The organism is Paenibacillus sp. 1A_MP2, from assembly GCF_052244825.1.
GTDB lineage: Bacteria > Bacillota > Bacilli > Paenibacillales > Paenibacillaceae > Paenibacillus > Paenibacillus vandeheii.
Genome location: NZ_JBQQCS010000001.1, coordinates 1036493 through 1057579 on the forward strand (window position 1 = coordinate 1036493; position 21087 = coordinate 1057579).

Consider the following 21087-nt stretch of genomic DNA (forward strand, 5'->3'; position numbering starts at 1 on the left):
GAATTGCCACTCCTTCCGGTATAATTAAAGTATACGCTTTATACTGCCGATAAAGGAGAAATGTAGGGTGTGGGAGCTAGTTTGGTTTCTGCTTTTTTCTATGATAGAGATGTTCGGGGCATTTTTGTTTATGATGCTCCTGTTTAGAGAAAACCCAAGAGAATACATCTGGCAAGCAGCTGTTGTTGCGGTTATTATGGGTCTTCAAAGTTACTACTTACGAGGAATTGATCTGGGGTTTGTAGCAGTAGTTATCAATATTTTGTTTTACGTGCTCTTGCTGGCAGCGGTGGTTAAGTTACCAGTAATTTGGTCAGCTATTATAGCATGCGTGGGATTCTTCCCATACGCTTTCGCCCAAGCTGCTCTCTTCGAATTTTTCCAAGGAGAACTACTCCAGTTGATAACCAGTATTCTTTTTATGACACTGGCGTACATACTGTACCGTTTTGGATTAGGATTCGAAGCTCCTTACCACCTTTTGAGATTCCGATGGGAAAAGGTATTGGTCGTGCTCGTGGTACTGGGTTCGTTTGCTCTTACAGCTATCACGATGTATCAAAATTCAGTATGGATTAACATTATATTCTTCGGTGCTGCGTCAGTATTATTCCTTTACTACGCAATTCGTAAAGAAAGGGAACAAACAAGTGATTGAGAATGCAGCCGGTCGAGTGGCTCGACATATTAAATCAGTAGTACCAAATCACCCAGTCCACGAAGAGGACATGCAGCACACGCTAATAATTATCATGAACACGGCCGCTGTTGTTCTTTTTACGTTAATCGGGGTGTTGTTTACGGACAGGGGATCAGAGGTCATAATGCTACTCAAATGCTTTGCGTTACTTCGGCTGGTCTCAGGCGGTCTACACCTTGAATCAAGTATGGGCTGTGCAATTGTAACGGCAGGAACAGCGACGTTGCTCTCTATAATAAATGCCAATACCACTTGGACAATTTCTCTAACGGCAATCAGCATGTTGATTGTCCTGAAATATGCTCCATCAGGAATCGAAAATCAATCTCGCATACCTGAGAGATTTTATCCTCTCCTTCCAGTAATATCTTTCATCATTGTTGCATCAAATCTATGGTTTTTATCGTCTATGGCTGCAATAGCATTTTTTGTACAAGCGTTGACGTTGGTTATAAATGAGCATTTCATGAAGAGGGGGTGACACACATGTTCAAAGTAGCTATGTATTCAGCAATCGCTTCAAGCCTTGGCGTTATTGCTGCAATTACAGTACTGCCTGCAAGTTTGGTATTCGTGAACAATCCGCGACCATCCAAACGACTGCTTAAAAAATAATGGAGGACCACATATATGGAACCTATATCATTGCTGGTTGATCCAAAGGGCAAGAAAGGTGTTACTGCCGTTAAGATCACTGACATACTGTACCTGTCTTATATTAGCGGGTACAGAAAGGTTGCATTCTATACTGCGGATGCGACGTATTACTTTACTGGAAGCAAAGAATACTGGACTGATGTACTAAACAACAGCGGGGCTCGCTTCGTTGGTGTGGATCGTACCAGCTCGGTCAACGCTGAGAAGGTTGCCCGGACGGAAGAAGATCCGCATTACGCCTATTTCGAAAAGTTTCGCCGGATAGGTGAGAAGAGATGTTGGTTGTCTAAAAGAGGTCATGCTGATCTCTTGAAAGAAATGAGCATGATTCGAGAAGAGGCTAAATCACAGTTTATGCCAGTATATCAATACAAAGAGGGGCTGCCATCATAGCAATGGCTGCCCCATTTTTTTAATGAAATATTATATCATAAACACGAACAAATATGTTGTCGAATGGTGGTGTCGAATGCAAAGAATTCAGCCGCCCAATTTATGTTTACACAAGGGTAATAATGGGATTTAATAGAGATGTGAGGTATGAAGATTTTGGGATTGATGTATGTTTGCTGGTTTATTTTTACCCAGGGTTAACTTTTATCCCGGGGAGGGGCTTTCGCCTCCGCCGTTCGCCTAGTCATCCCATTCGTGCAGTTCTTCCATAGTGCAGTTGAGTATTCTCGCTGCATGGGCTGCGTTTTGATATGAGAAAAACTTTTTCCCAGAGATGACTTGAGATATGAAACCGTCAGAAAGGTTCAATTCTTTAGCAAGATCAGTCGCTTTGATCTTGCGTTTGGCTAAAAGGTATGGCAAACGGCTCCTCCCAGGTTCGGGATGCATCCATTCACACCTCATATGCCTAAATTATTCCACTTAACTATTATAGGGGGTAGCAACATGAATATACAATGGCTAGAGCCCGTCATTAAAACAAGGTCTGAAGAAATTGCAGATAGTATTCTAAGTTCGGATGGTTCAAGTCATGATATCCTTTTGGAGTTGATTGCGAAAAGGGACCAGATGAGTGTCGATGAATTCAACTTTGAACTTGAAAATTTATTAATTGTACATACAAAGGCGATAGTTGAACGATCATACAGGGTCGGAGTACAAGAAGCGTTAACATTCAGAAACATGATGGTATAACATAAATGAGCGGCCCTGCATGTAAACAGGGCCGCTCATTTATTATTTTGTGAATGTGTTGTAAAATGAAACCTGACTGAATTCACAAGTAAAGGATGGTTATATAAATGCTCTCTCTGTTGGAATCGTGGGTCTGCCTAATGTTGGTAAATCCACACTGTTTAACGCAATTACACAAGCTGGTGCCGAATCGGCAAACTATCCGTTCTGTACGATTGACCCTAACGTGGGGATCGTTGAAGTACCGGATGAGCGTTTGGACAAATTGACAGAACTCGTTGTACCGAAAAAAACGGTACCGACGGCGTTTGAATTTGTAGATATTGCAGGTCTTGTTCGTGGTGCGAGCAAAGGCGAAGGTCTTGGTAACAAGTTCCTTGCCCACATTCGTGAAGTAGACGCGATTGTACACGTGGTACGCTGCTTTGTAGACGAGAACATCACACACGTCGATGGCAAAATCGACCCGGTAAGCGACATCCAGACGATCAATCTGGAGCTGATCCTGGCCGATATCGAGAGTGTCGAGAAAAAAATCGATCGCTCCAAGAAAAACATGAAGGGCGGCAACAAATCAGCTGCTCAGGAAGTGGAAGTACTGGAGAAAGTGAAGGCTGTTCTGTACGAAGACAAGCCAGCACGCAGCATGGAGCTTACCGATGACGAGCGTCTGATCGTGCGCGATCTGCACCTACTTACCCTGAAGCCTGTTCTGTACGCAGCCAATGTAGCTGAGGACGAAATCGGCGATGTGGCGAACAATGCCTATGTGCAAAAAGTAAGAGAATTTGCAGCTGCTGAAAATGCAGAAGTTGTGCCGATCAGTGCAAAAGTGGAAGAAGAGATCTCCGAGCTGGAAGGCGAAGATAAACAAATGTTCCTGGAAGAACTCGGTATCGAGGATTCCGGTCTGAACCTGTTGATCAAAGCCGCTTACAAATTGCTGGGTCTGTACACGTACTTCACAGCAGGCGTACAGGAAGTTCGTGCATGGACGATTCGCAAGGGTACGAAAGCACCAGGGGCAGCGGGTGTTATTCACACAGACTTTGAGCGCGGATTCATCCGGCAGAAGTCGTTTCCTACGACGATCTGGTTGCAGCCGGTTCCATGAACGGTGCCAAAGAGCGTGGACAACTTCGCCTTGAAGGTAAAGAGTATGTTGTCAACGACGGCGATGTTATGCACTTCCGCTTCAACGTTTAATTCATATTCAATCTACAATCAGATATAACGTTACCAAAAGCCCTGTTGTCTTCCCGTGAAGATCGCAGGGCTTTTTTATATTCTAATCCTGCTGCAGATCGTTACTTATGCTGGATTGTTTGTCATTGGTGGATATAATAAAAATGAGGCAAGCCAAGGGAGGCGGAAATGAGACATTATAACGGGAATTCATTATGTTTCGCCTTAGTTATAAAAGTAATATGGTTGTCTGCCCGGTGAACTATTGCTATCCAGAAGCATAAGAATATGCTATAATTAAGAGTCGTATACCTATGTTAAATTTCACGCTCGGCTTAATGAGTTGAAGCGGGTTTTCAACCGGGTACGCGATTTCTTTTATATAACTTAAAAGTAAAGGATTTGATGACGTTGTAGCGATGTTATACGTCGATCATAAAATGAATCTTTCAGTCAGGGATTTCTGTGAATTCCGTGCCTTGTGAAATATAAATGGTCTGATGATGCATGAAATGAATGCCTATCAGGATCGAATGAATGATGAATGCTGGAACGAAAATAATGCGTGAGGTGACTATATATGTTTGATAAATTACAGGCGTTAGCCGACCGTTACGAGAAACTCAGCGAATTGCTGTGTGACCCGGATGTAGCAAGTGACAACAAGAAGCTGCGGGAATATTCCAAAGAACAATCGGATCTCCAGCCTACCTATGAAGCGTACAATGAGTACAAACAGGTAAGCCAGGATCTCGAAGCTGCAAAAGAAATGCAGGGCGAGAAGCTGGACGACGAGATGCGTGAAATGGTCAAAATGGAAATCGATGAACTGAGCACTCGCCAGAAAGAACTGGACGATCTGATTCGTGTTCTCATGCTGCCAAAAGACCCGAATGATGATAAAAACGTCATCGTTGAAATTCGCGGAGCGGCTGGTGGAGATGAAGCGGCGCTGTTTGCAGCGGATTTGTACCGGATGTACACACGTTTTGCTGATACGCAAGGCTGGCGTGTGGAGCTGATGGACGTGAATACGAACGACTTGGGTGGCTTTAAAGAGGTTGTTTTCCTCATCAATGGACGTGGTGCATACAGCAAACTGAAATACGAAAGTGGTGCACACCGTGTGCAACGTATTCCTACAACCGAAATCGGCGGACGGATTCATACGTCTACTTCGACAGTAGCGGTTATGCCTGAAGCCGAAGATTTCGATATTGAAATTCACGATAAAGATATCCGTGTAGATACGTTCTGTTCCAGTGGTGCCGGTGGACAATCGGTTAATACGACGAAATCGGCTGTACGGGTAACTCACGTTCCAACAGGTATTGTGGCGACGTGTCAGGATGGTAAGTCCCAGAACTCGAATAAGGAAAAAGCATTGCAGGTTCTGCGTACGCGTATCTTCGATATGATGCGTCAGGAAGAAGAAGCGAAAATTTCGAGTGAGCGGAAGAGCAAAGTAGGTACAGGTGATCGCAGTGAGCGGATTCGTACCTATAACTTCCCACAGAGCCGTGTTACGGATCACCGGATCGGATTGACGATGCACAAGCTGGATCAAATTATGAATGGTGAGATTGCGGATATCGTGTCTGCACTGACGATTGCCGAGCAGACGGATATGATGGATAGAGGAGAATAATCTGTGACCCGCGCGCAGTTTGTCATGACGCCGGAACAGAGCTGTCGGGAAGCCTTCGTGGAGGCTTCCTCTTTTTGGAGAAGTGCGGCGTGTACGAGCCGCACAACAATGCCCGGCTGCTGCTGGAACATGTACTCGGCCGCGAAGGGGCCGAGTATTACATGATGCAGCCGGAGCCCTTTCCCAGCGAGCTTCGCAGCCGCTGGGAAGACGCCATCACGCGCAAGGCTGCGGGTGAGCCGGCGCAGTACATTATCGGCAGCCAGGAATTCTACGGGCTGCCGTTCGAGGTCACGCCGGCCGTGCTGATTCCGCGGCCGGAGACCGAGCTACTGGTCGAGGCTGTGCTGCGCGAAGCCGACCGCGTGTTTCCCGGCGGCGCTCCGCTCGCCGTCGACATTGGCACGGGCAGCGGAGCCATCGCAGTGACGATGGCTTCGCAGCGCCCGCGCTGGCAGGTAGGCGCCGGAGATATCTCGGCGGCAGCCCTGCAAGTGGCCGCGCGGAACGCGGCCGCGAACGGAGTACAGATCGACTTCCGCGAAGGCGATCTGCTGGCCCCGTTCGCCGGGGCACGGGTGGACATCCTGGTGTCCAACCCGCCCTACATCCCGGCGGCAGATATCGCCGGGTTGCAGCCCGAGGTGCGCGATCATGAGCCGCGCACGGCACTGGACGGCGGCCCGGATGGACTGGGGCCGTACCGCATCATGGTGGAGCAGCTTGCGCTGCTGCCTGCGCCGCCGCAGATCATTGGTTTTGAGCTGGGTCAGGGACAGGCCGGGGACATCGCAGCTCTGCTTGAATCAGCTGGATATTGGCCGGAAATTATCGTCGTCCCAGACCTTGCAGGCATTGAACGGCATGTATTGGGTGTTCGCACTTCGGAACAGGTGACGAAAATGTAAGGTTCCACGGGTTTTCTTTTTGCCGTGAAATCCTCTACAATGAGATATACCGAAGATTGCTGAATGCTTGGAGGAACATAACTACATGCTGCATAAATTCAAAAAAATAGACTATTCCATTGTTTTTATATTGCTCATTCTGATGGTCATCAGTATTTTGTCGATCTATAGTACCACCTTTGGCAGACCGAAGCTGGAGGGACTCACGAAAAGTGCAGTGTTGTATTATATTTTAGGCTTCGTGGTCTTTTTTGGGATGACGATGATCAATTACAAATTCATTATCAAAAATTATTTGTATATCTATGGCGTGGGTATGCTGCTTCTCATTTTCGTTATGTTCTTTGGTAAAGAATATTACGGAGCGAAAGGTTGGCTATCCATATTCGGAGTCAGTTTGCAGCCTGCTGAATTGTTCAAGCTATGCCTGATTGTGTTTTTATCGGCCTTTTTGGCCCGCAAGAAGAATTGTCCGCTTTATTTCGGACGTGATGTCATTCCAATCTCACTCTGTGTACTGCCGCCATTACTACTCGTATTACTCCAAAATGACTTGGGGAATGCGTTAAGTTATGTGGTCATTCTCGTGGGACTATTATGGATTGGTAATATTAAATTTACTCATGCCCTTATCGGTTTTATTATTGCTGTGGCTGCATTTATCGGTGGTATACAGGCTTATATTCATTATCATGATGAGATTGTGAAATTTCTGAAGGATGTTGGTCGTTCGCACTGGGCCGATCGTTTCGACCCATGGCTCGTGCCGGAACTGACCTCAAGAGATGTGCTCTGGCAGACGTATAACGCGAAGCTTGCGATCGGTTCTGGCGGCATTACAGGCAAAGGGTATTTGGAAGGAACAACGATTCAGTCCAATCGGGTGCCATTGGCATATGCCGATTCGATTTTTGTACAGATCGGGGAGGAATTTGGGTTTATAGGTGCCTCCGTGTTGCTGCTACTGTACTTTATTCTTATTCACAGGCTGGTGCTGATTGCGCTGGAATGTAAGGACAGGGCAGGGCCATATCTAATTGTCGGCATTATAGCGATGCTGCTCTACCAGATCTTTGTCAACATTGGTCCGTTCATTGGTCTGATGCCATTGACAGGGATTACGTTGCCGTTTATCAGTTCAGGTGGTACCTCAATTATGATCAACATGATTAGTATGGGGATTGTGATGAGTATCAAGGTGCACACGGAAGAGAACGAGGATATTCTGGGTTCCGCTGAACAACCTGGCATTACAGAAATGGTCATGAAGCTATTTAGACGCAAATCAACACAGCAGGAGCAGTAATTTTTATTCAAGGAAGAACCTTTTCCAAGAGAATACGATATATGTTAACCCTGGAATCAACAGATCGGAGCAAGATAGATCTGTGGGTTTCAGGGTTTTTCGTTATTTTGTTTGGCAGGTTTCCAATTTGTCTTCCAATTCTATACAATGGTAATATTGAAGACTACTGGAAAAAATTAATGGGTTGTTGAGCCTCAGGAGGATATGTGGTGCGAACATGCTGAGAATGCTGAAGAAGATGGACGGGGTTATTTTGTTTGTGTTGCTGCTGCTTATGGTTATGAGTGTGTTTACGGTGTACAGTGCCATTCAGTCCGATCCGAAACTTGGGAATCATCATATCAAAACCTTGCTGTTTTACGGGATTGGATTCGTAGCTATCATTGGTATTGGATTGGTCAATTATAAACTGTATATCCAATATGCATTTTATATTTACGGAGTCGGGATCGTGCTGCTGATTCTTGTCAATTTTGTTGGCGGACCTATCAATAATGCGAATGGCTGGATAAAGATTAATGAATATCTTTCTTTTCAACCGGCAGAATTGTTCAAAATGATCCTGATTCTGTTTCTGGCGCATGTATTGGTCAAAAGAAAAAATTCTACGCTTCGTTTCTGGAAAGACATCGTGCCTATTGGTTTATGGACGTTCGTTCCCTTTGCACTTGTAATGATTCAGAATGACCTGGGCAACGCCCTCGGATACATCGTGATTCTGGTTGCTGTGTTATGGATTGGGAATATCAAGCTGTCGCACGCATTAATTGCTCTTGCCATAGTGGGAATATCCTTTTTTGGATTCGTCAAAGCATATACGTCGTATCACGATGAGATTTTTACCTTTCTGGAAAAGGCGAACCGGGAGCATTGGGCCGAGCGAATTGATCCCTGGCTTGTACCGGATAAAGCCACATCGAAGGCCTCGTGGCATACGAAAAACGCCGGTCTTGCCATAGGATCGGGAGGCATAACAGGCAAAGGTTACATGCAGGGAACTTCCGTTCAATCGGGGCGTGTACCGTATACGTATTCGGATTCCATTTTTGTGGTTATTGCTGAGGAGTTTGGTTTTGTAGGCGGCTCTGTTCTGCTCTTACTGTATTTTATCCTCATCCATCGTATGGTGTTAATCGCCTTCCACTGTAGAGACCGGGCAGGACCTGTCGTGATTGTAGGTATTATCGGCATGCTGTTATATCAGGTGTTTGAAAATATTGGTGCTTTCCTCGGACTGATGCCGCTTACGGGCATTACACTGCCGTTTATAAGCTACGGAGGAACCTCGTTGCTCATTAATATGGCATGTATCGGGCTTGTGATGAGCATTAAATTGTATGGTCAGGAAGACGAGGACGAGCTTTTTATGGGAGAACAAAGACCTACCTTACTGGAACGCTTATGGAGTATAGTCAAAAAGGAAAAGACAACAGCGTAACTTTGAACTTTGGTATGATTCAATTCTGCCATGGACATCCATCATCCCATTCAGAGGATGTTGGAGTATGTAATGGAGCCGTATATGATTTATTTGCTATCCGATCTTTGCCTGCGCAGCTAGGTGAAGATCTTTTTTTGTTTTAAAAGTAAAGTAATCTTTGAATCTTGGATGGATACCAAATTTAATTTTTATTGACAAATATTTCAATTCTGTATTATCCTAATTTTAACTAGATTTAAAACGTATTTTAACAGACCCTTAACCCTGCACGACAGACAGTAATAAATACGTCAACTATGAGTATCAAACAACTCCCCCTCCCAGCACTCAGTCATGCTAAGTCGAATGTATTCGTCATTCGTTGGTGTACTCTTCCCTAAATCATCAGAATAAGTCAGCTAAATTGGAGATTCCTGTATTCTTTATACCTCCCAGGTCAATGTTCAACGTTCAATAATTCATTCTTATCATAGCTTGTTTGCTATTCTATAAAATCATCTATTGGTTCTGTGCAGAACGTCGATGGCTTGTTTATTCTTCAAAAGTGAAATCGATTTCAATTTTATTGTAAACGCTTACTTATATTTTGGTTCTCTCTGATTTGAAGCAGAAAGGATGAGAAGCTATGTGCGTTAACACGTACAGGTATGGATGCACAGCGGCGTTGATGAAGGAAGAGGTGAGAATTGCAGGGCGCGGCCCTCCTGTGAAGTGGGATACAGTCATAGGCCACGCTGCTGAATTTAAAAATTTAAACCCCGAAGGAGCGTTCGAAAATGAATATTAATCGAGTTGGTAAGGCCCCATCGATCGTAAAAGTGTTCATGCTCTTGTTTTTATCTTTAGCATTAATAGCTTCAACGATTGTCATTGGTCCTGCCAAGAAGGCAGGGGCTGCTCCACTCCCGAAGAAAATCATTGCTTATGTGGCGGGGTGGGCCAATTGGACCGCGAATGATATCAAGGCAGAGCAGCTCTCTCATATCAATTACTCCTTCGCGCTCATCTCCAACGGCAAAGCGACGATTACCAATACAGATCGTACCAAACTGCAGCTCATGGTTGGATTAAAATCCAGAAACCCTGACCTGAAGGTGTTATTGTCTGTCGGTGGCTGGGGAGCTAACGGTTTCTCTGACGCCGCGCTAACAGACGCCTCACGTACAACGTTTGCCGACAGTATTGTGCAACTGGTAACCTCCAATAATCTGGATGGCGTCGATCTGGATTGGGAATATCCTACTAACCCTGCTGCCGGTACAACTGCACGACCGCAGGATAAACAAAATTTCACACAACTGCTCTCGAAGGTTCGTGAGAAGCTGAATGCTCAAGGACAAATTAATGGAAAGCAATATCTGCTGACTATTGCCGCAGGAGCGAGCAGTAGTTATCTGAACGGTGTGGAAATCAATAATATCACGCCATTGCTGGATTGGATCAATCTGATGACTTACGATTTTCATGGAACCTGGGACGCAACCACAGGTCATCATACGAACTTGTCCGGTAGAGATATAAGTGTAACGTCTGCGGTCAATCTATTCAGAAACAGCGGTGTTCCCGCGAACAAGCTGGTCATTGGTGGAGCCTTTTACGGCCGGGCCTGGACTGGTGTCCAGAATTCAAATAATGGTCTGGACAGACCTGGTTCCGGTGGATTTGAACCCGATTACAACACGATTGTCAGCCAATATTTGAATAAAAACGGATATACACGGTATTGGGACAGCAGTGCCCAAGCTCCATATCTGTTTAATGGGAATACCTTTATCTCCTATGACGACCCGCAATCGCTCAGCCTGAAGGTACAATATGTGAAAAACAGCAATCTGGGTGGTATCATGTTCTGGGAGTACAGCAATGACCGATCTGGTGCGCTGCTTCAGGCCGTATATTCAGAGGTTACAGGTGGTGGTTCGGTGCAGCCGCCAAATCCAAGCGGGTACGCGTATTTGGTTGCACAAGCGAATCAGCAAATTGTCTCCGCCGAGAATAAGGGCAATGACCAGCTTGTCGCCAATCGGACAACGGCAGGAGACTGGGAGCTTTTTGAATGGATCACTAACTCCGATGGAACGGTGTCCCTCAAGTCCAAAATCAATAATAAATATGTCACAGCAGATGTTAACGTGGGTGGTGCTCTGATCGCCAAAGCCACAACCATTCAGCAATGGGAGAAGTTCAATCGTGTGGATTTGGGTGATGGAACAATTGCATTGCAAGCCCTCGCCAATAACTTGTATGTGACCTGTGATCTGAATAATGGCGGTAAGCTTGTAGCAAGCCGCAATTCGGTTGGCGGGGCATGGGAAGCTTTTCGGGTGAATAAGTAACTGAGAAGCAAGAGCTCCATGCAGCTTGATAACAAGAGGGTAGGCTAGAATTGAGATGGATCAAGGAAGTGCCAGCCGACAAGTGTTCCATGGGCAGGCGCTTCTTTGATTTTCGTCAGACATAAGGCATGCTAACGGTCCTTTCGTTTTAAGTCTGTCCATCCTATTTAAATTTTAGTAGATTTGTAATCTAGCAGGTTTACTTCGGTCTCTTCCGGGCATACTGATAGACATGAGAGAGTTACAGGGGCCGAGGGGGAGAACGGAATGAGCAGAAGAATCGTGAAACAAATTGGACTTATTATTGTATGTCTTATGATGATCATAATGATGTGGGAAGGTCAGAAAACCGATGCAGCTGTGGCGGCCACAGCAATTCCGGAACAATCCATTCGCTTGCGTATTCTCGCAAACTCGGATGCAGCGGGAGATCAGCTGGTCAAACGCGAGATTCGTGACGCGGTCGTTGCTCAGATGGGTGAGTGGGTAACTCAACTGGAGAATCCGCAAAGCCTGGATGAAGCACGTGGGGTCATTCGTCAGCATTTATCTGAAATTGAGGATCGTGTGGAGAAGAGCTTGCCAATCGTGGCTTAACCTATTCGTATCAGGTGGAACTCGGGGTTGTTCCTTTTCCAACCAAATTATATGGGGGTACCGTATATCCTGCTGGAGATTACGAAGCAGTACGGATAACACTGGGGAAAGGTGAAGGGCAAAACTGGTGGTGTGTGCTGTTTCCACCGTTATGCTTCATAGATGCAGGCACAGGTGATGCACTTGCGAAGCCTGCAACAGCATCTGCTGCTGCTGCTTCTGAGCCTGGGGATGCACAAGCATCTGTACAGGCAGCAACACCGGAAGCGCGTTTCTTCCTGTGGGATATGGCCGTCAAATTGTGGGACTGGGTAACGGGATTGTTTGCATAACATGCTGCTAGACATAGGCTTTATCAGGGGGCTTCGATTCAGGGAAGTGCCCCTTTGTCTTATTCTGGATTGGAGTCAAAGTCCCCGTGATGTTAATCGCTAGATAGAATTCTGACCGCATCCTTGGAAAGAGCAGATATGTTATAATTACAGGAATCAGCAAATATAAGCGAAGAAGGCAGCGCGCAAGCGCGTTTTCTTGCATAAACTACCTTACTGAAGTTTAGGAATGATGGATATATGACTAGAGAGAACGAACGATTGCATCAGTCTTTCATGAATGACATGGAGAAAGATGGAAGTATAGAGAAAATGGTTACGAGCATGTGGGACGTCAATGTATTGGTAACCAATGAGAATACTGAAGATGCGGCCAAAGGAAGTGTGTATAAAAAGGCCCTCGCTGACTTGCAGGATGCCGCAGCCTGTCTTCGTCAAGGGCAGACCGTAGCCTTCCCGACCGAGACGGTATACGGTCTGGGCGCTGACGCTCGCAGCACAGCAGCGGTGGAAGCTGTATTTGCAGCCAAGGGGCGGCCTTCAGACAATCCGCTGATTGTGCATATTGCACAGCGTGACCAGCTGGATTCACTGGTCACGGAAGTGAATAGCACAGCGGAGGCCCTCATGGCGGCCTTCTGGCCGGGGCCGCTTACGCTCGTGCTGCCGGTTAGGCCAGGGGCGGTATCCCGCGGGTTACCGCCGGTTTGGATACGGTGGCCGTGCGTATGCCGGACCATCCGGTGGCCTTGCAGTTGATCGCGGCGGCGGAATGCCCGGTCGCCGCGCCGAGCGCCAACCGCTCCGGGCGGCCAAGCCCGACACTCGCTGCACATGTGCGCGAGGATCTGGCAGGCCGCATCGGCGGCATCGTGGACGGCGGCCCCACCGGGGTGGGCGTCGAGTCCACGGTGGTGCAGGTCGGTGACGACGGTACCGTCACCATCCTGCGCCCTGGCGGCATTACGGCGGAACAGCTGTCCGCCGTTGCCGCCCGTGTCGCCACGGACCCGGCGCTGCTCGCCGAGGGGCCCGGTGGCGATGACAGCCCGGCGCCGCGCTCGCCGGGCATGAAGTACACGCACTACGCGCCCGCAGGTGCGCTGTGCGTGGTGGAGGGGCCGCCCGCAGCGGTGGCGGCCTGGATCAGCGCCGCCCTCGCAGAGGCGGCGCAGCGCGGGGAGCACACCGCAGTGCTGGCGTTCGCCGAGCACGCGGAGCAGTACCGCGCCGATGCCGTGTTCTCGCTGGGCGAAGCCAGCGAGCTGGAGGAAGCAGCGCGCCGGCTGTACGCTGCGCTGCGCAGCTGCGATGAGCAGGGAGCCACATATATTGTGGCTGAAGCCTGCTCGCGCGAAGGGCTGGGAGCAGCCGTCATGAACCGGCTGCTCAAGGCGGCAGGTCACCGACTCATACAGGTCGGTAACCAAAACTAACTAATACTACTGGTGCCTAACTTACGGGTTGCTCATCATTCTATAAAGTGTAGTCTGTCTTTCCCTTATGAAGGTTTGAAAAGGGCTATTCTACGCGTTTGTAATCCAAAGTTAAGGGGGATTCGTGTGGATTCTATAGTGAGCTCGGGGATAAGAGAATATGGCGAATACAAGCTAGATGATTTTCATATTGCTGATGTTACTATACCGCAGTCCAGGACGACACAAATACAAGCCTCAACACCTTCTTCTTTAGGCGTACTAAGAAAGTTTAATATACATCATGATAAATCAGGGCTTCTGTACGTAAAATCGGGTTACAGCAGAGGCGCTTTCTTCTCTATAGATCAACCTCTTTCAGAAAAGATAGCGTGCGAAATAGGTGAATTACTAGGTTTTAATGTGGTTCATTGTTAGTCAGTCCTTCAAACTCCCTCACCAGGAATTTGCTAGCTGTGATGTGATTACGGACAAAAAGGGGAAAGAGTTATATAAGGAACTAACGGCAGAGGGTCTGGATGATGGTAAGAAAAATATAGATCAGATGATTGTATTTGATTACATTATTCATAACACAGATCGGCATAAGAAAAATTTTGGATTCATAGTGGATAGGAAAGAAGGTAAATTTCCTTTTGCACCGCTGTTTGATCATGGTCTTGCTTTTTGTTCAGAGTTTAGTAGCTCTGATATTGCTAACGATGGTCAAGAAATTTTGGGATTTTCAATAGGTAAACCCTTTACCAATTTGAGTGGAGCTTTGGATTTAGTAGATAAAGATAGCCTACAAGGAATTAATCTTAATATTTCGATTGAAGAGGTCATTGCTGTAATTAACAAATATGCTCCGTTGATGTCATTTGACAGAGCAGAATTTATTAAGCAGTTTATCGCTAGGAGGTATAAACATGTCCAAGGTTTATTTTCTCAGGTATAAAAATGTTGTTATTGGACATTTTTCATTGGATGGAAAAAAATATACGCCAACAGTTGATGCAGGAAAATTAGGGGATGCGGGATACCCCTTTGGACTATATAAACTCACTCACACCAGTTCGGGTGAACTCTACATTGACAGAGATAAACAGCCAAGCTACGAAGATATTAAACTCTGGCTAAGTGAGCGTGTTTTCCCGAAAGAACGTCAAGGAGCCAATCAAATACTTGAATCGCTGGGTTTGTCCACGTATAACCCTTGGGAAATTGCGAAGAAGACTAATGCTATAAGTTTAAACGATTTTTATTGGATGAGTGACAAGCTGGAAGATTCATTCGAAAATATTAACGCTTATCATGCTTCTTTTGAGAACTTTAATGATTTGGCTGCGAAGTCGACACTACAAGACCCTGTAAAGAAAATTAAAGGTTTTGAAGATTTTGAGGAACCTAGGGAAGAATTGGCTATTAAATGGGTTGAGTAAGCAGGTATTGTAGCAAATCATAAATCATTGACGATATTTTATCGTGTTCTGAAGACAGACATTCTCAGGTTATGTTTAGGTCCTTGTCCGCATATGGTGTACAAGAACCTTTACGTGACTTGGGGGTATGGGGATGTGGGATGTGTCTGCCCATGTAGGGCAGTTGGTAACCATTTTGATCATGGCAGTCGCACTCGGACTCGACGCGTTCTCACTCGGCATCGGGATTGGCATGAAGGGCATTCGTCTGAGAGACGTATTGCGAATCAGTACCGTAACGGCCCTGTTTCACATCATCATGCCGCTCATCGGCATGTATACGGGCAAATATGTCAGTTCCCTGCTTGGTGACATTACGACGTATGCAGCTGGCGGTTTGCTGGTCCTGCTCGGTGCCCATATGATTTTGAACGCTTTCCGGGAGGGAGACACCAAACTGGTGGATCATCGCTCTCTGCTCGGTGTGATTCTATTCTCTCTGAGTGTCAGTGTGGATTCGTTCTCCGTTGGAGTCTCGCTCGGCATGTTCAGCAGTGATTTGGTGTTAACAGTGTTGGCTTTTGGCGTATGCGGTGGATTAATGTCCGTTATGGGTCTGCTGTTGGGACGGCGTGTGAGCCAGAACATGGGGATTATGGAGAAGCGGTCGGCGGAGCAATCTTGCTCGCTTTTGGACTTTTGTTTATATTTTAAAATATAACGTTAACTATAATTACAGCCTAGTGCAGTCTTCAATATATAGGTATGAGGTTCATTGGATCAGATGGAGTTTCAACATGATTCGACAACATTTGCAAAATGGGGAGGCTAACCACAATGAAACATATTTTGTTTGTATGTACAGGGAATACTTGCCGCAGCCCCATGGCGGAGGGACTTTTACGTAAACTGGCGTCTGAGCGTGGCATTCAAGTGGACGTTCGTTCCGCAGGTGTAGCCGCAACAACGGGCATGCCGATTTCCCGTCATGCGGAGGCCGTATTAAGGGATCACAACGTGGAGGGACCACCTCATTCGACGCTTCTAAGCGCGAACCTGGTTGGCTGGGCCGATCTGATTCTCACATTGACACGCAGTCATAAACAGCATGTCATGCAGGTTTTTCCTGACTCGGTACACAAGACATATACTTTGAAAGAATACGTGGAAAATGACGAGCAAGTCCTGAATGATCTTCAGGAACTGGACAGCCTGTTTGCGACATTGGAGATGAAACGTGCGCTCGGTCAGGAGATTTTGGCATCTGAACGTGAGCGGGCGATCGAGATTAGGCAGCGCATTCCGAGCTTTGACATTTCGGACCCGTTCGGCGGCAGTCGCGACGATTACAACATTGCCGCGGCAGAGATTCGGACCGCGCTCGACAGACTTTTGGACAAGTTGGAGTAATTGGAAGCCTTATTAAAACGGACATGGGATGTAAATTAGTCGTTGATTTTAAACGCAGGTTGTTTTATGATGAATGGGAAAACAGGGATCCGGTGTAACTGGCGACGAAGTGGGCACAACCACAATGGAGCACCGGAACGAACGGCCGGTCGCCTGGGCAAAAGAGCAATTCTGCGTTACCCGCAGACTGCTCTTTTTTTCGTCTTTCATCTGATTATTCGCTATAATAGTACCTGAAATGCCATGCAAGAATACGAAGGGCAGCCAAGAGGAAGCCAGGCATGATTTTATCGGGAGGCGATAGGATGACTATTGAATTAGATTCGGAACAACCCGGATTGCATGAACAGACTGCATCCATACTGCGTGAACTGGCGCTTGCCGGACAGCTTGGACCTGGACAGATGGTTGTGATCGGTACAAGTACAAGTGAAGTCGCAGGCAAACGGATTGGTACAAGCGGTGCAGTTGAAGTGGCGCAGCAGCTCCTTGCGGGTATACGCGAGGTGCAGCAGGAGTTCGGTTTTGATGTTGTATTCCAATGCTGTGAGCATCTGAACCGCGCACTGGTTATGGAGCGTTCTCTGCTTACACGTCTTGGATTGACTGAAGTGGGTGCAGTACCTGTGCCCAAAGCAGGTGGTTCCATGGCATCCGCAGCATATGGCTCGCTGACCGATCCATGCTTGGCAGAACATGTGCAGGCCCATGCGGGACTGGATATTGGCGAGACGATGATTGGCATGCACTTGCGGCATGTGGCAGTACCTTTCCGTACAGCCCTCCGCTACATTGGTGATGCCCGTGTAACTACAGCGTTGACCCGTCCCAAGTTGATTGGTGGCGAGCGCGCAGTGTATCGCATGGAAGAGCAACCGGATTCGACATTTTGTGACTAATTTTTACTCAACCAATTCACTTAGGGAGGAATTTAATCATGGAACAATTGCGCAAGAATGACCCGGCAGTACTGGAAGCGATGAATTTTGAACTGAAACGTCAACAGAACAACATCGAGCTGATCGCATCCGAGAACATCGTAAGCGAAGCAGTTATCGAGGCTCTTGGATCTGTACTTACGAACAAATACGCTGAAGGCTATCCAGGCAAACGTTACTACGGTGGTTGTGAACATGTCGATATCGTTGAGGACATTGCCCGTGACCGTGCCAAAGAACTGTTTGGAGCAGAACATGTCAATGTTCAACCTCACTCCGGTGCACAAGCGAACATGGCAGTATATCTTGCGGCTTTGAAACCAGGTGACACTGTACTGGGCATGAACCTTGCGCATGGCGGACACCTCACACATGGTAGCCCGGTTAATGCTTCCGGCTTGCTGTACAATTTCGTGGCTTATGGTGTACAAGAAGATACGTTCCTGATTGATTACGATGAAGTGCGCAAAGCCGCATTCAAACATCGTCCTCGATTGATCGTTGCAGGTGCAAGTGCATATCCGCGTATCATTGATTTTGAAAAGCTTGCTTCCATCGCCAATGATGTAGGCGCTTTGTTCATGGTGGATATGGCTCATATTGCAGGACTGGTAGCTGCAGGATTGCATCCAAGCCCAGTTCCACATGCGCATTTCGTAACAACAACAACACACAAAACGCTTCGTGGACCTCGTGGTGGTATGATTCTGTGCCGCAAAGCATGGGCAGCAGCGATTGATAAAGCGGTATTCCCGGGTTCCCAAGGCGGACCTCTGATGCACGTGATTGCTTCCAAAGCGGTAGCCTTCGGTGAAGCACTGCAACCTTCGTTCAAAACATATGCACAAAATGTGGTGAAAAATGCACAGGTGCTGGCTGAAACGTTGATTGCTGAAGGATTGAACATCGTATCCGGTGGTACAGACAACCACTTGATGCTGATCGACACACGCAGCGTGAATATCACAGGTAAGGAAGCTGAGCATGTACTTGATTCCATCGGCATTACCGTGAACAAAAATGCCATTCCGTTTGATCCGACCAGCCCGTTTGTAACGAGCGGAATCCGGATCGGTACACCTGCCGCTACTTCCCGTGGTATGAATGAAGAAGCGATGGTGGCGATTGGTAAGATTATTGCCAAAACATTGAAAAACCCTAAAGATGCAGCGAAATTGGACGAAGCCCGTGCGGAAGTAACTGCACTGACCGATCAATTCCCACTCTACACTGACCTTAAATACTAAAAAACATTGCACGTGCTGCTTGTATTTGAGGTGTTCTTAATGTAAACACTCAGACGGAGCAGACAGAATGAAGATGGAGAAGCGTAGCGTTCGCCTTTATCCCCGGATTTTCCCTTAATAAGGGGGTTCAAAAAAATCCGGGGATAACAGCGATCGAAAGGTCATTCTGTTTGCGGAGCATTGCTGTGTTTACATGCATTTGATCATCTCAACGACATAACATCACGAGCAAACAGGACCGGAAGACTCATTTTTCCGGTCCTATTTTTGTAGGATTCGGTTTTCTGTGATGATTAGGTGCCCTTTGATGGTGTAATTCGGTGTAGGTGATGATATAATATACAGGATTTATCGGGGCCTATGAATGATGATTAGGCATATTTGGTAATGCTGAACATGAAGAACATACCGGAGGGACAAATTAGATGGGAAAATTAGTAATATGTGATCACCCTTTGATTCAACACAAACTGACGTTTATACGCGACATGCGTACGAATACGAAAGATTTTCGTGAATTGGTGGATGAAGTAGCAACGTTGATGGCTTACGAGATTACAAGAGACGTTGAGCTGGAGACGATTGATGTACAGACTCCTGTAGCTGCAACACAAGGTAAAGTTATTTCTGGACGTATGCTCGGACTGGTACCAATTCTGCGCGCAGGACTCGGCATGCTGGATGGTGTTGTAAAATTGTTGCCAGCTGCAAAAGTTGGACATGTTGGTCTGTTCCGTGACCCGGAAACACTGCAACCGGTAGAATATTACACCAAGCTGCCTACAGACGTAACTGAGCGTCAACTGATTGTCATCGATCCGATGCTGGCAACGGGTGGTTCTGCCATTGCTGCTATTGACGTGCTCAAAAAACGCGGCTGCACACAAATCAAAATGATGAATCTGGTTGCAGCTCCTGAAGGAGTAAAAGCCGTTCAAGAAGCCCATCCGGATGTAGACATCTACGTTGCTGCGCTGGATGATCGTCTGGATGATCACGGCTATATCGTTCCCGGACTGGGAGATGCAGGAGACCGTCTGTACGGCACTAAATAAGCATATTGCATGCTGAATAGAAAAGGGGCTTTGCTTCAATGTCCAAGAAAATTAAAGTCATGACGATATTCGGGGTGCGCCCGGAAGCCATCAAGATGGCTCCGCTTATTTTGGAACTGCAGAAACATCCCGAATCTATTGAATCGATCGTTTGCGTTACTGCACAGCATCGTCAGATGCTGGATCAGGTTCTTGAGGTATTCGATATTCATCCGGACTACGATCTCGATGTGATGAAAGACCGCCAGACGCTGAATGAAATTACGATTCGTGTGCTGGGAGGTCTGGAGCCGGTTTTGCGTGAAGCAAAGCCGGATATCGTATTGGTTCACGGGGATACGCTGACAACGTTTGTAGCCAGCTATGCTGCGTTCCTGCAACAGATCCAGGTGGGGCATGTGGAAGCGGGCCTCCGGACGTGGAACAAGCTCTCTCCATACCCGGAAGAAATGAACCGTCAGTTAACCGGGGTGCTTGCTGATTTGCATTTTGCGCCTACGGACTGGTCGTCTTCCAACCTTGCCAAAGAAAATAAACCGGAGTCTAGTACGTATGTCACAGGCAATACGGTAACAGATGTGTTTCAATATACAGTACGGCAGGATTATAAACATCCGGTACTCGATTGGGCACAGGGCAAGCGTCTTGTGCTGATGACAGCTCACCGCCGTGAATCCCAAGGCGAGCCTCACCGTAACATTTTCCAGGCTGTCAAACGGATTGCCGACGAGTTTGAGGATATTGCCATCGTGTACCCGGTGCATCCAAGTCCTGCTGTGAAGGAGCCGGCTCACGCGATTTTGGGGAATCACCCCCGTATTCAACTTATTGATCCACTAGACGTGGTGGATTTGCATAACTTTTACCCGCATACGCACTTGATTCTGACAGATTCAGGCGGTTTGCAGGAAGAAGCACCTTCGTTTGGTGTGCCTGTTCTCGTTCTGCGGGACACAACGGAGCGTCCGGAGGGAATCGAGGCTGGAACACTGGAGCTGGTGGGTACCGAAGAGGAACATGTATATGAGCGGACCAGAGCTCTGCTTACAGACGAAACACTGTATGCAAGCATGAGTCAAGCGGCCAATCCTTATGGAGATGGACATGCTTCGGAAAGAATTGTCAATGCGATTTTGCATCATTTTGGTGTGAATAGTGAACGTCCGGAATCATTTCACAGAAAATTCAAAAAATAATTCATTTTTTCTGACGGATTTATAAAGGGTACAGCATACAGTTAAACTGTACGGTTTACGCGGGTTTATGGGCTCTGAGGGCCTGTAATCCCGTCGTTTTCCCCTTTAAAACACTAAAATCATTCAATTGACAAAGGCTCTCATCA

General features: G+C 47.0%; 18 protein-coding genes, 5 pseudogenes and 1 riboswitch. Of the genes and pseudogenes, 22 read left to right on the forward strand and 1 reads right to left on the reverse strand.

The annotated features are described in order from the left end of the window. Positions 1-67: 67 nt before the first annotated feature. From ACTWJ7_RS05220 to ACTWJ7_RS05235, 4 genes are all read left to right on the forward strand, one after another. Positions 68-658 carry a hypothetical protein gene (locus ACTWJ7_RS05220; protein ID WP_301880145.1) on the forward strand — a complete coding sequence of 197 codons (591 nt, stop codon included), beginning with the start codon at positions 68-70 and terminating at the stop codon, positions 656-658. A gap of 70 nt (positions 659-728) precedes the next feature. Then, positions 729-1181, forward strand: coding sequence for an accessory gene regulator B family protein (locus tag ACTWJ7_RS05225; protein WP_367620535.1), 453 nt, complete (start codon positions 729-731; stop codon positions 1179-1181). 5 nt (positions 1182-1186) lie between these two features. Further along, a complete protein-coding gene (locus ACTWJ7_RS05230) occupies positions 1187-1315 on the forward strand; it encodes a cyclic lactone autoinducer peptide (RefSeq protein ID WP_101749467.1) in 129 nt (42 codons plus the stop codon). 15 nt (positions 1316-1330) lie between these two features. Then, positions 1331-1750: a LytTR family transcriptional regulator DNA-binding domain-containing protein gene (locus ACTWJ7_RS05235; protein ID WP_301880141.1), complete on the forward strand. Its 420-nt coding sequence runs from the start codon at positions 1331-1333 to the stop codon at positions 1748-1750. A gap of 240 nt (positions 1751-1990) precedes the next feature. Here the strand turns inward: ACTWJ7_RS05235 and ACTWJ7_RS05240 are convergent, their stop codons facing one another. Next, positions 1991-2173: a helix-turn-helix domain-containing protein gene (locus ACTWJ7_RS05240; protein ID WP_301880140.1), complete on the reverse strand. Its 183-nt coding sequence runs from the start codon at positions 2171-2173 to the stop codon at positions 1991-1993. Between the two features lie 84 nt (positions 2174-2257). Here ACTWJ7_RS05240 and ACTWJ7_RS05245 point away from each other — a divergent pair, with 84 nt between their 5' ends. The 18 genes and pseudogenes from ACTWJ7_RS05245 to wecB all read left to right on the forward strand — a co-directional run bounded on the left by ACTWJ7_RS05245 (position 2258) and on the right by wecB (position 20941). Further along, positions 2258-2506, forward strand: a complete 249-nt coding sequence (locus ACTWJ7_RS05245) for a hypothetical protein (RefSeq protein ID WP_301880137.1) — start codon at positions 2258-2260, stop codon at positions 2504-2506. A gap of 103 nt (positions 2507-2609) precedes the next feature. Further along, positions 2610-3712: pseudogene (ychF, locus tag ACTWJ7_RS05250) on the forward strand (redox-regulated ATPase YchF). 559 nt (positions 3713-4271) lie between these two features. Further along, positions 4272-5339: a peptide chain release factor 1 gene (gene prfA, locus ACTWJ7_RS05255; RefSeq protein ID WP_443145177.1), complete on the forward strand. Its 1068-nt coding sequence runs from the start codon at positions 4272-4274 to the stop codon at positions 5337-5339. A gap of 24 nt (positions 5340-5363) precedes the next feature. Then, positions 5364-6247 (forward strand): annotated as a pseudogene (prmC, locus tag ACTWJ7_RS05260) (peptide chain release factor N(5)-glutamine methyltransferase). An 85-nt stretch (positions 6248-6332) separates the two neighbouring features. Continuing rightward, positions 6333-7553 carry an FtsW/RodA/SpoVE family cell cycle protein gene (locus ACTWJ7_RS05265; RefSeq protein WP_443145178.1) on the forward strand — a complete coding sequence of 407 codons (1221 nt, stop codon included), beginning with the start codon at positions 6333-6335 and terminating at the stop codon, positions 7551-7553. A gap of 217 nt (positions 7554-7770) precedes the next feature. After that, on the forward strand, positions 7771-8991 hold the full coding sequence (locus tag ACTWJ7_RS05270) for an FtsW/RodA/SpoVE family cell cycle protein (RefSeq protein WP_301880133.1): 1221 nt from the start codon (positions 7771-7773) through the stop codon (positions 8989-8991). Positions 8992-9770: 779 nt separating this feature from the next. Next, positions 9771-11330, forward strand: a complete 1560-nt coding sequence (locus tag ACTWJ7_RS05275; RefSeq protein WP_301880132.1) for a glycosyl hydrolase family 18 protein — start codon at positions 9771-9773, stop codon at positions 11328-11330. Positions 11331-11597: 267 nt separating this feature from the next. Further along, positions 11598-12259: pseudogene (gene spoIIR, locus ACTWJ7_RS05280) on the forward strand (stage II sporulation protein R). Positions 12260-12499: 240 nt separating this feature from the next. Then, positions 12500-13695: pseudogene (locus ACTWJ7_RS05285) on the forward strand (L-threonylcarbamoyladenylate synthase). Between the two features lie 126 nt (positions 13696-13821). Further along, complete coding sequence (locus ACTWJ7_RS05290; protein WP_301880129.1) at positions 13822-14112, forward strand: hypothetical protein; 291 nt, start codon at positions 13822-13824, stop codon at positions 14110-14112. A gap of 43 nt (positions 14113-14155) precedes the next feature. Further along, complete coding sequence (locus ACTWJ7_RS05295) at positions 14156-14632, forward strand: HipA domain-containing protein (protein ID WP_301880128.1); 477 nt, start codon at positions 14156-14158, stop codon at positions 14630-14632. Beyond that, on the forward strand, positions 14604-15116 hold the full coding sequence (locus ACTWJ7_RS05300) for a hypothetical protein (RefSeq protein WP_079350320.1): 513 nt from the start codon (positions 14604-14606) through the stop codon (positions 15114-15116). The genes ACTWJ7_RS05295 and ACTWJ7_RS05300 overlap by 29 nt, the downstream gene beginning before the upstream one ends. 133 nt (positions 15117-15249) lie before the next feature. Further along, positions 15250-15809: pseudogene (locus ACTWJ7_RS05305) on the forward strand (manganese efflux pump MntP). A 123-nt stretch (positions 15810-15932) separates the two neighbouring features. After that, the gene (locus ACTWJ7_RS05310) at positions 15933-16505 is read left to right on the forward strand and encodes a low molecular weight protein arginine phosphatase (protein ID WP_079350321.1); all 573 of its coding nucleotides are present in this window, start codon (positions 15933-15935) and stop codon (positions 16503-16505) included. Between the two features lie 84 nt (positions 16506-16589). Then, positions 16590-16671, forward strand: a riboswitch (ZMP/ZTP riboswitch). A gap of 139 nt (positions 16672-16810) precedes the next feature. Then, a complete protein-coding gene (locus tag ACTWJ7_RS05315; protein WP_301880125.1) occupies positions 16811-17404 on the forward strand; it encodes a TIGR01440 family protein in 594 nt (197 codons plus the stop codon). 38 nt (positions 17405-17442) lie between these two features. Next, the gene (gene glyA / locus ACTWJ7_RS05320; RefSeq protein WP_301880124.1) at positions 17443-18690 is read left to right on the forward strand and encodes a serine hydroxymethyltransferase; all 1248 of its coding nucleotides are present in this window, start codon (positions 17443-17445) and stop codon (positions 18688-18690) included. Between the two features lie 425 nt (positions 18691-19115). Further along, positions 19116-19745, forward strand: coding sequence for a uracil phosphoribosyltransferase (upp, locus tag ACTWJ7_RS05325; RefSeq protein WP_024632725.1), 630 nt, complete (start codon positions 19116-19118; stop codon positions 19743-19745). A 38-nt stretch (positions 19746-19783) separates the two neighbouring features. Then, positions 19784-20941, forward strand: a complete 1158-nt coding sequence (gene wecB / locus ACTWJ7_RS05330) for a non-hydrolyzing UDP-N-acetylglucosamine 2-epimerase (protein ID WP_079350323.1) — start codon at positions 19784-19786, stop codon at positions 20939-20941. The last annotated feature ends 146 nt before the right edge of the window (positions 20942-21087 follow it).

Bases quoted from the DNA above. Each gene is read 5' to 3' on its own strand.
- ACTWJ7_RS05225 (WP_367620535.1), top strand. From the start codon at position 729: ATGCAGCACACGCTAATAATTATCATGAACACGGCCGCTGTTGTTCTT.
- ACTWJ7_RS05230 (WP_101749467.1), top strand. From the start codon at position 1,187: ATGTTCAAAGTAGCTATGTATTCAGCAATCGCTTCAAGCCTTGGCGTT.
- ACTWJ7_RS05235 (WP_301880141.1), top strand. From the start codon at position 1,331: ATGGAACCTATATCATTGCTGGTTGATCCAAAGGGCAAGAAAGGTGTT.
- ACTWJ7_RS05245 (WP_301880137.1), top strand. From the start codon at position 2,258: ATGAATATACAATGGCTAGAGCCCGTCATTAAAACAAGGTCTGAAGAA.
- prfA (WP_443145177.1), top strand. From the start codon at position 4,272: ATGTTTGATAAATTACAGGCGTTAGCCGACCGTTACGAGAAACTCAGC.
- ACTWJ7_RS05265 (WP_443145178.1), top strand. From the start codon at position 6,333: ATGCTGCATAAATTCAAAAAAATAGACTATTCCATTGTTTTTATATTG.
- ACTWJ7_RS05270 (WP_301880133.1), top strand. From the start codon at position 7,771: ATGCTGAGAATGCTGAAGAAGATGGACGGGGTTATTTTGTTTGTGTTG.
- ACTWJ7_RS05275 (WP_301880132.1), top strand. From the start codon at position 9,771: ATGAATATTAATCGAGTTGGTAAGGCCCCATCGATCGTAAAAGTGTTC.
- ACTWJ7_RS05300 (WP_079350320.1), top strand. From the start codon at position 14,604: ATGTCCAAGGTTTATTTTCTCAGGTATAAAAATGTTGTTATTGGACAT.
- ACTWJ7_RS05310 (WP_079350321.1), top strand. From the start codon at position 15,933: ATGAAACATATTTTGTTTGTATGTACAGGGAATACTTGCCGCAGCCCC.
- ACTWJ7_RS05315 (WP_301880125.1), top strand. From the start codon at position 16,811: ATGACTATTGAATTAGATTCGGAACAACCCGGATTGCATGAACAGACT.
- glyA (WP_301880124.1), top strand. From the start codon at position 17,443: ATGGAACAATTGCGCAAGAATGACCCGGCAGTACTGGAAGCGATGAAT.
- upp (WP_024632725.1), top strand. From the start codon at position 19,116: ATGGGAAAATTAGTAATATGTGATCACCCTTTGATTCAACACAAACTG.
- wecB (WP_079350323.1), top strand. From the start codon at position 19,784: ATGTCCAAGAAAATTAAAGTCATGACGATATTCGGGGTGCGCCCGGAA.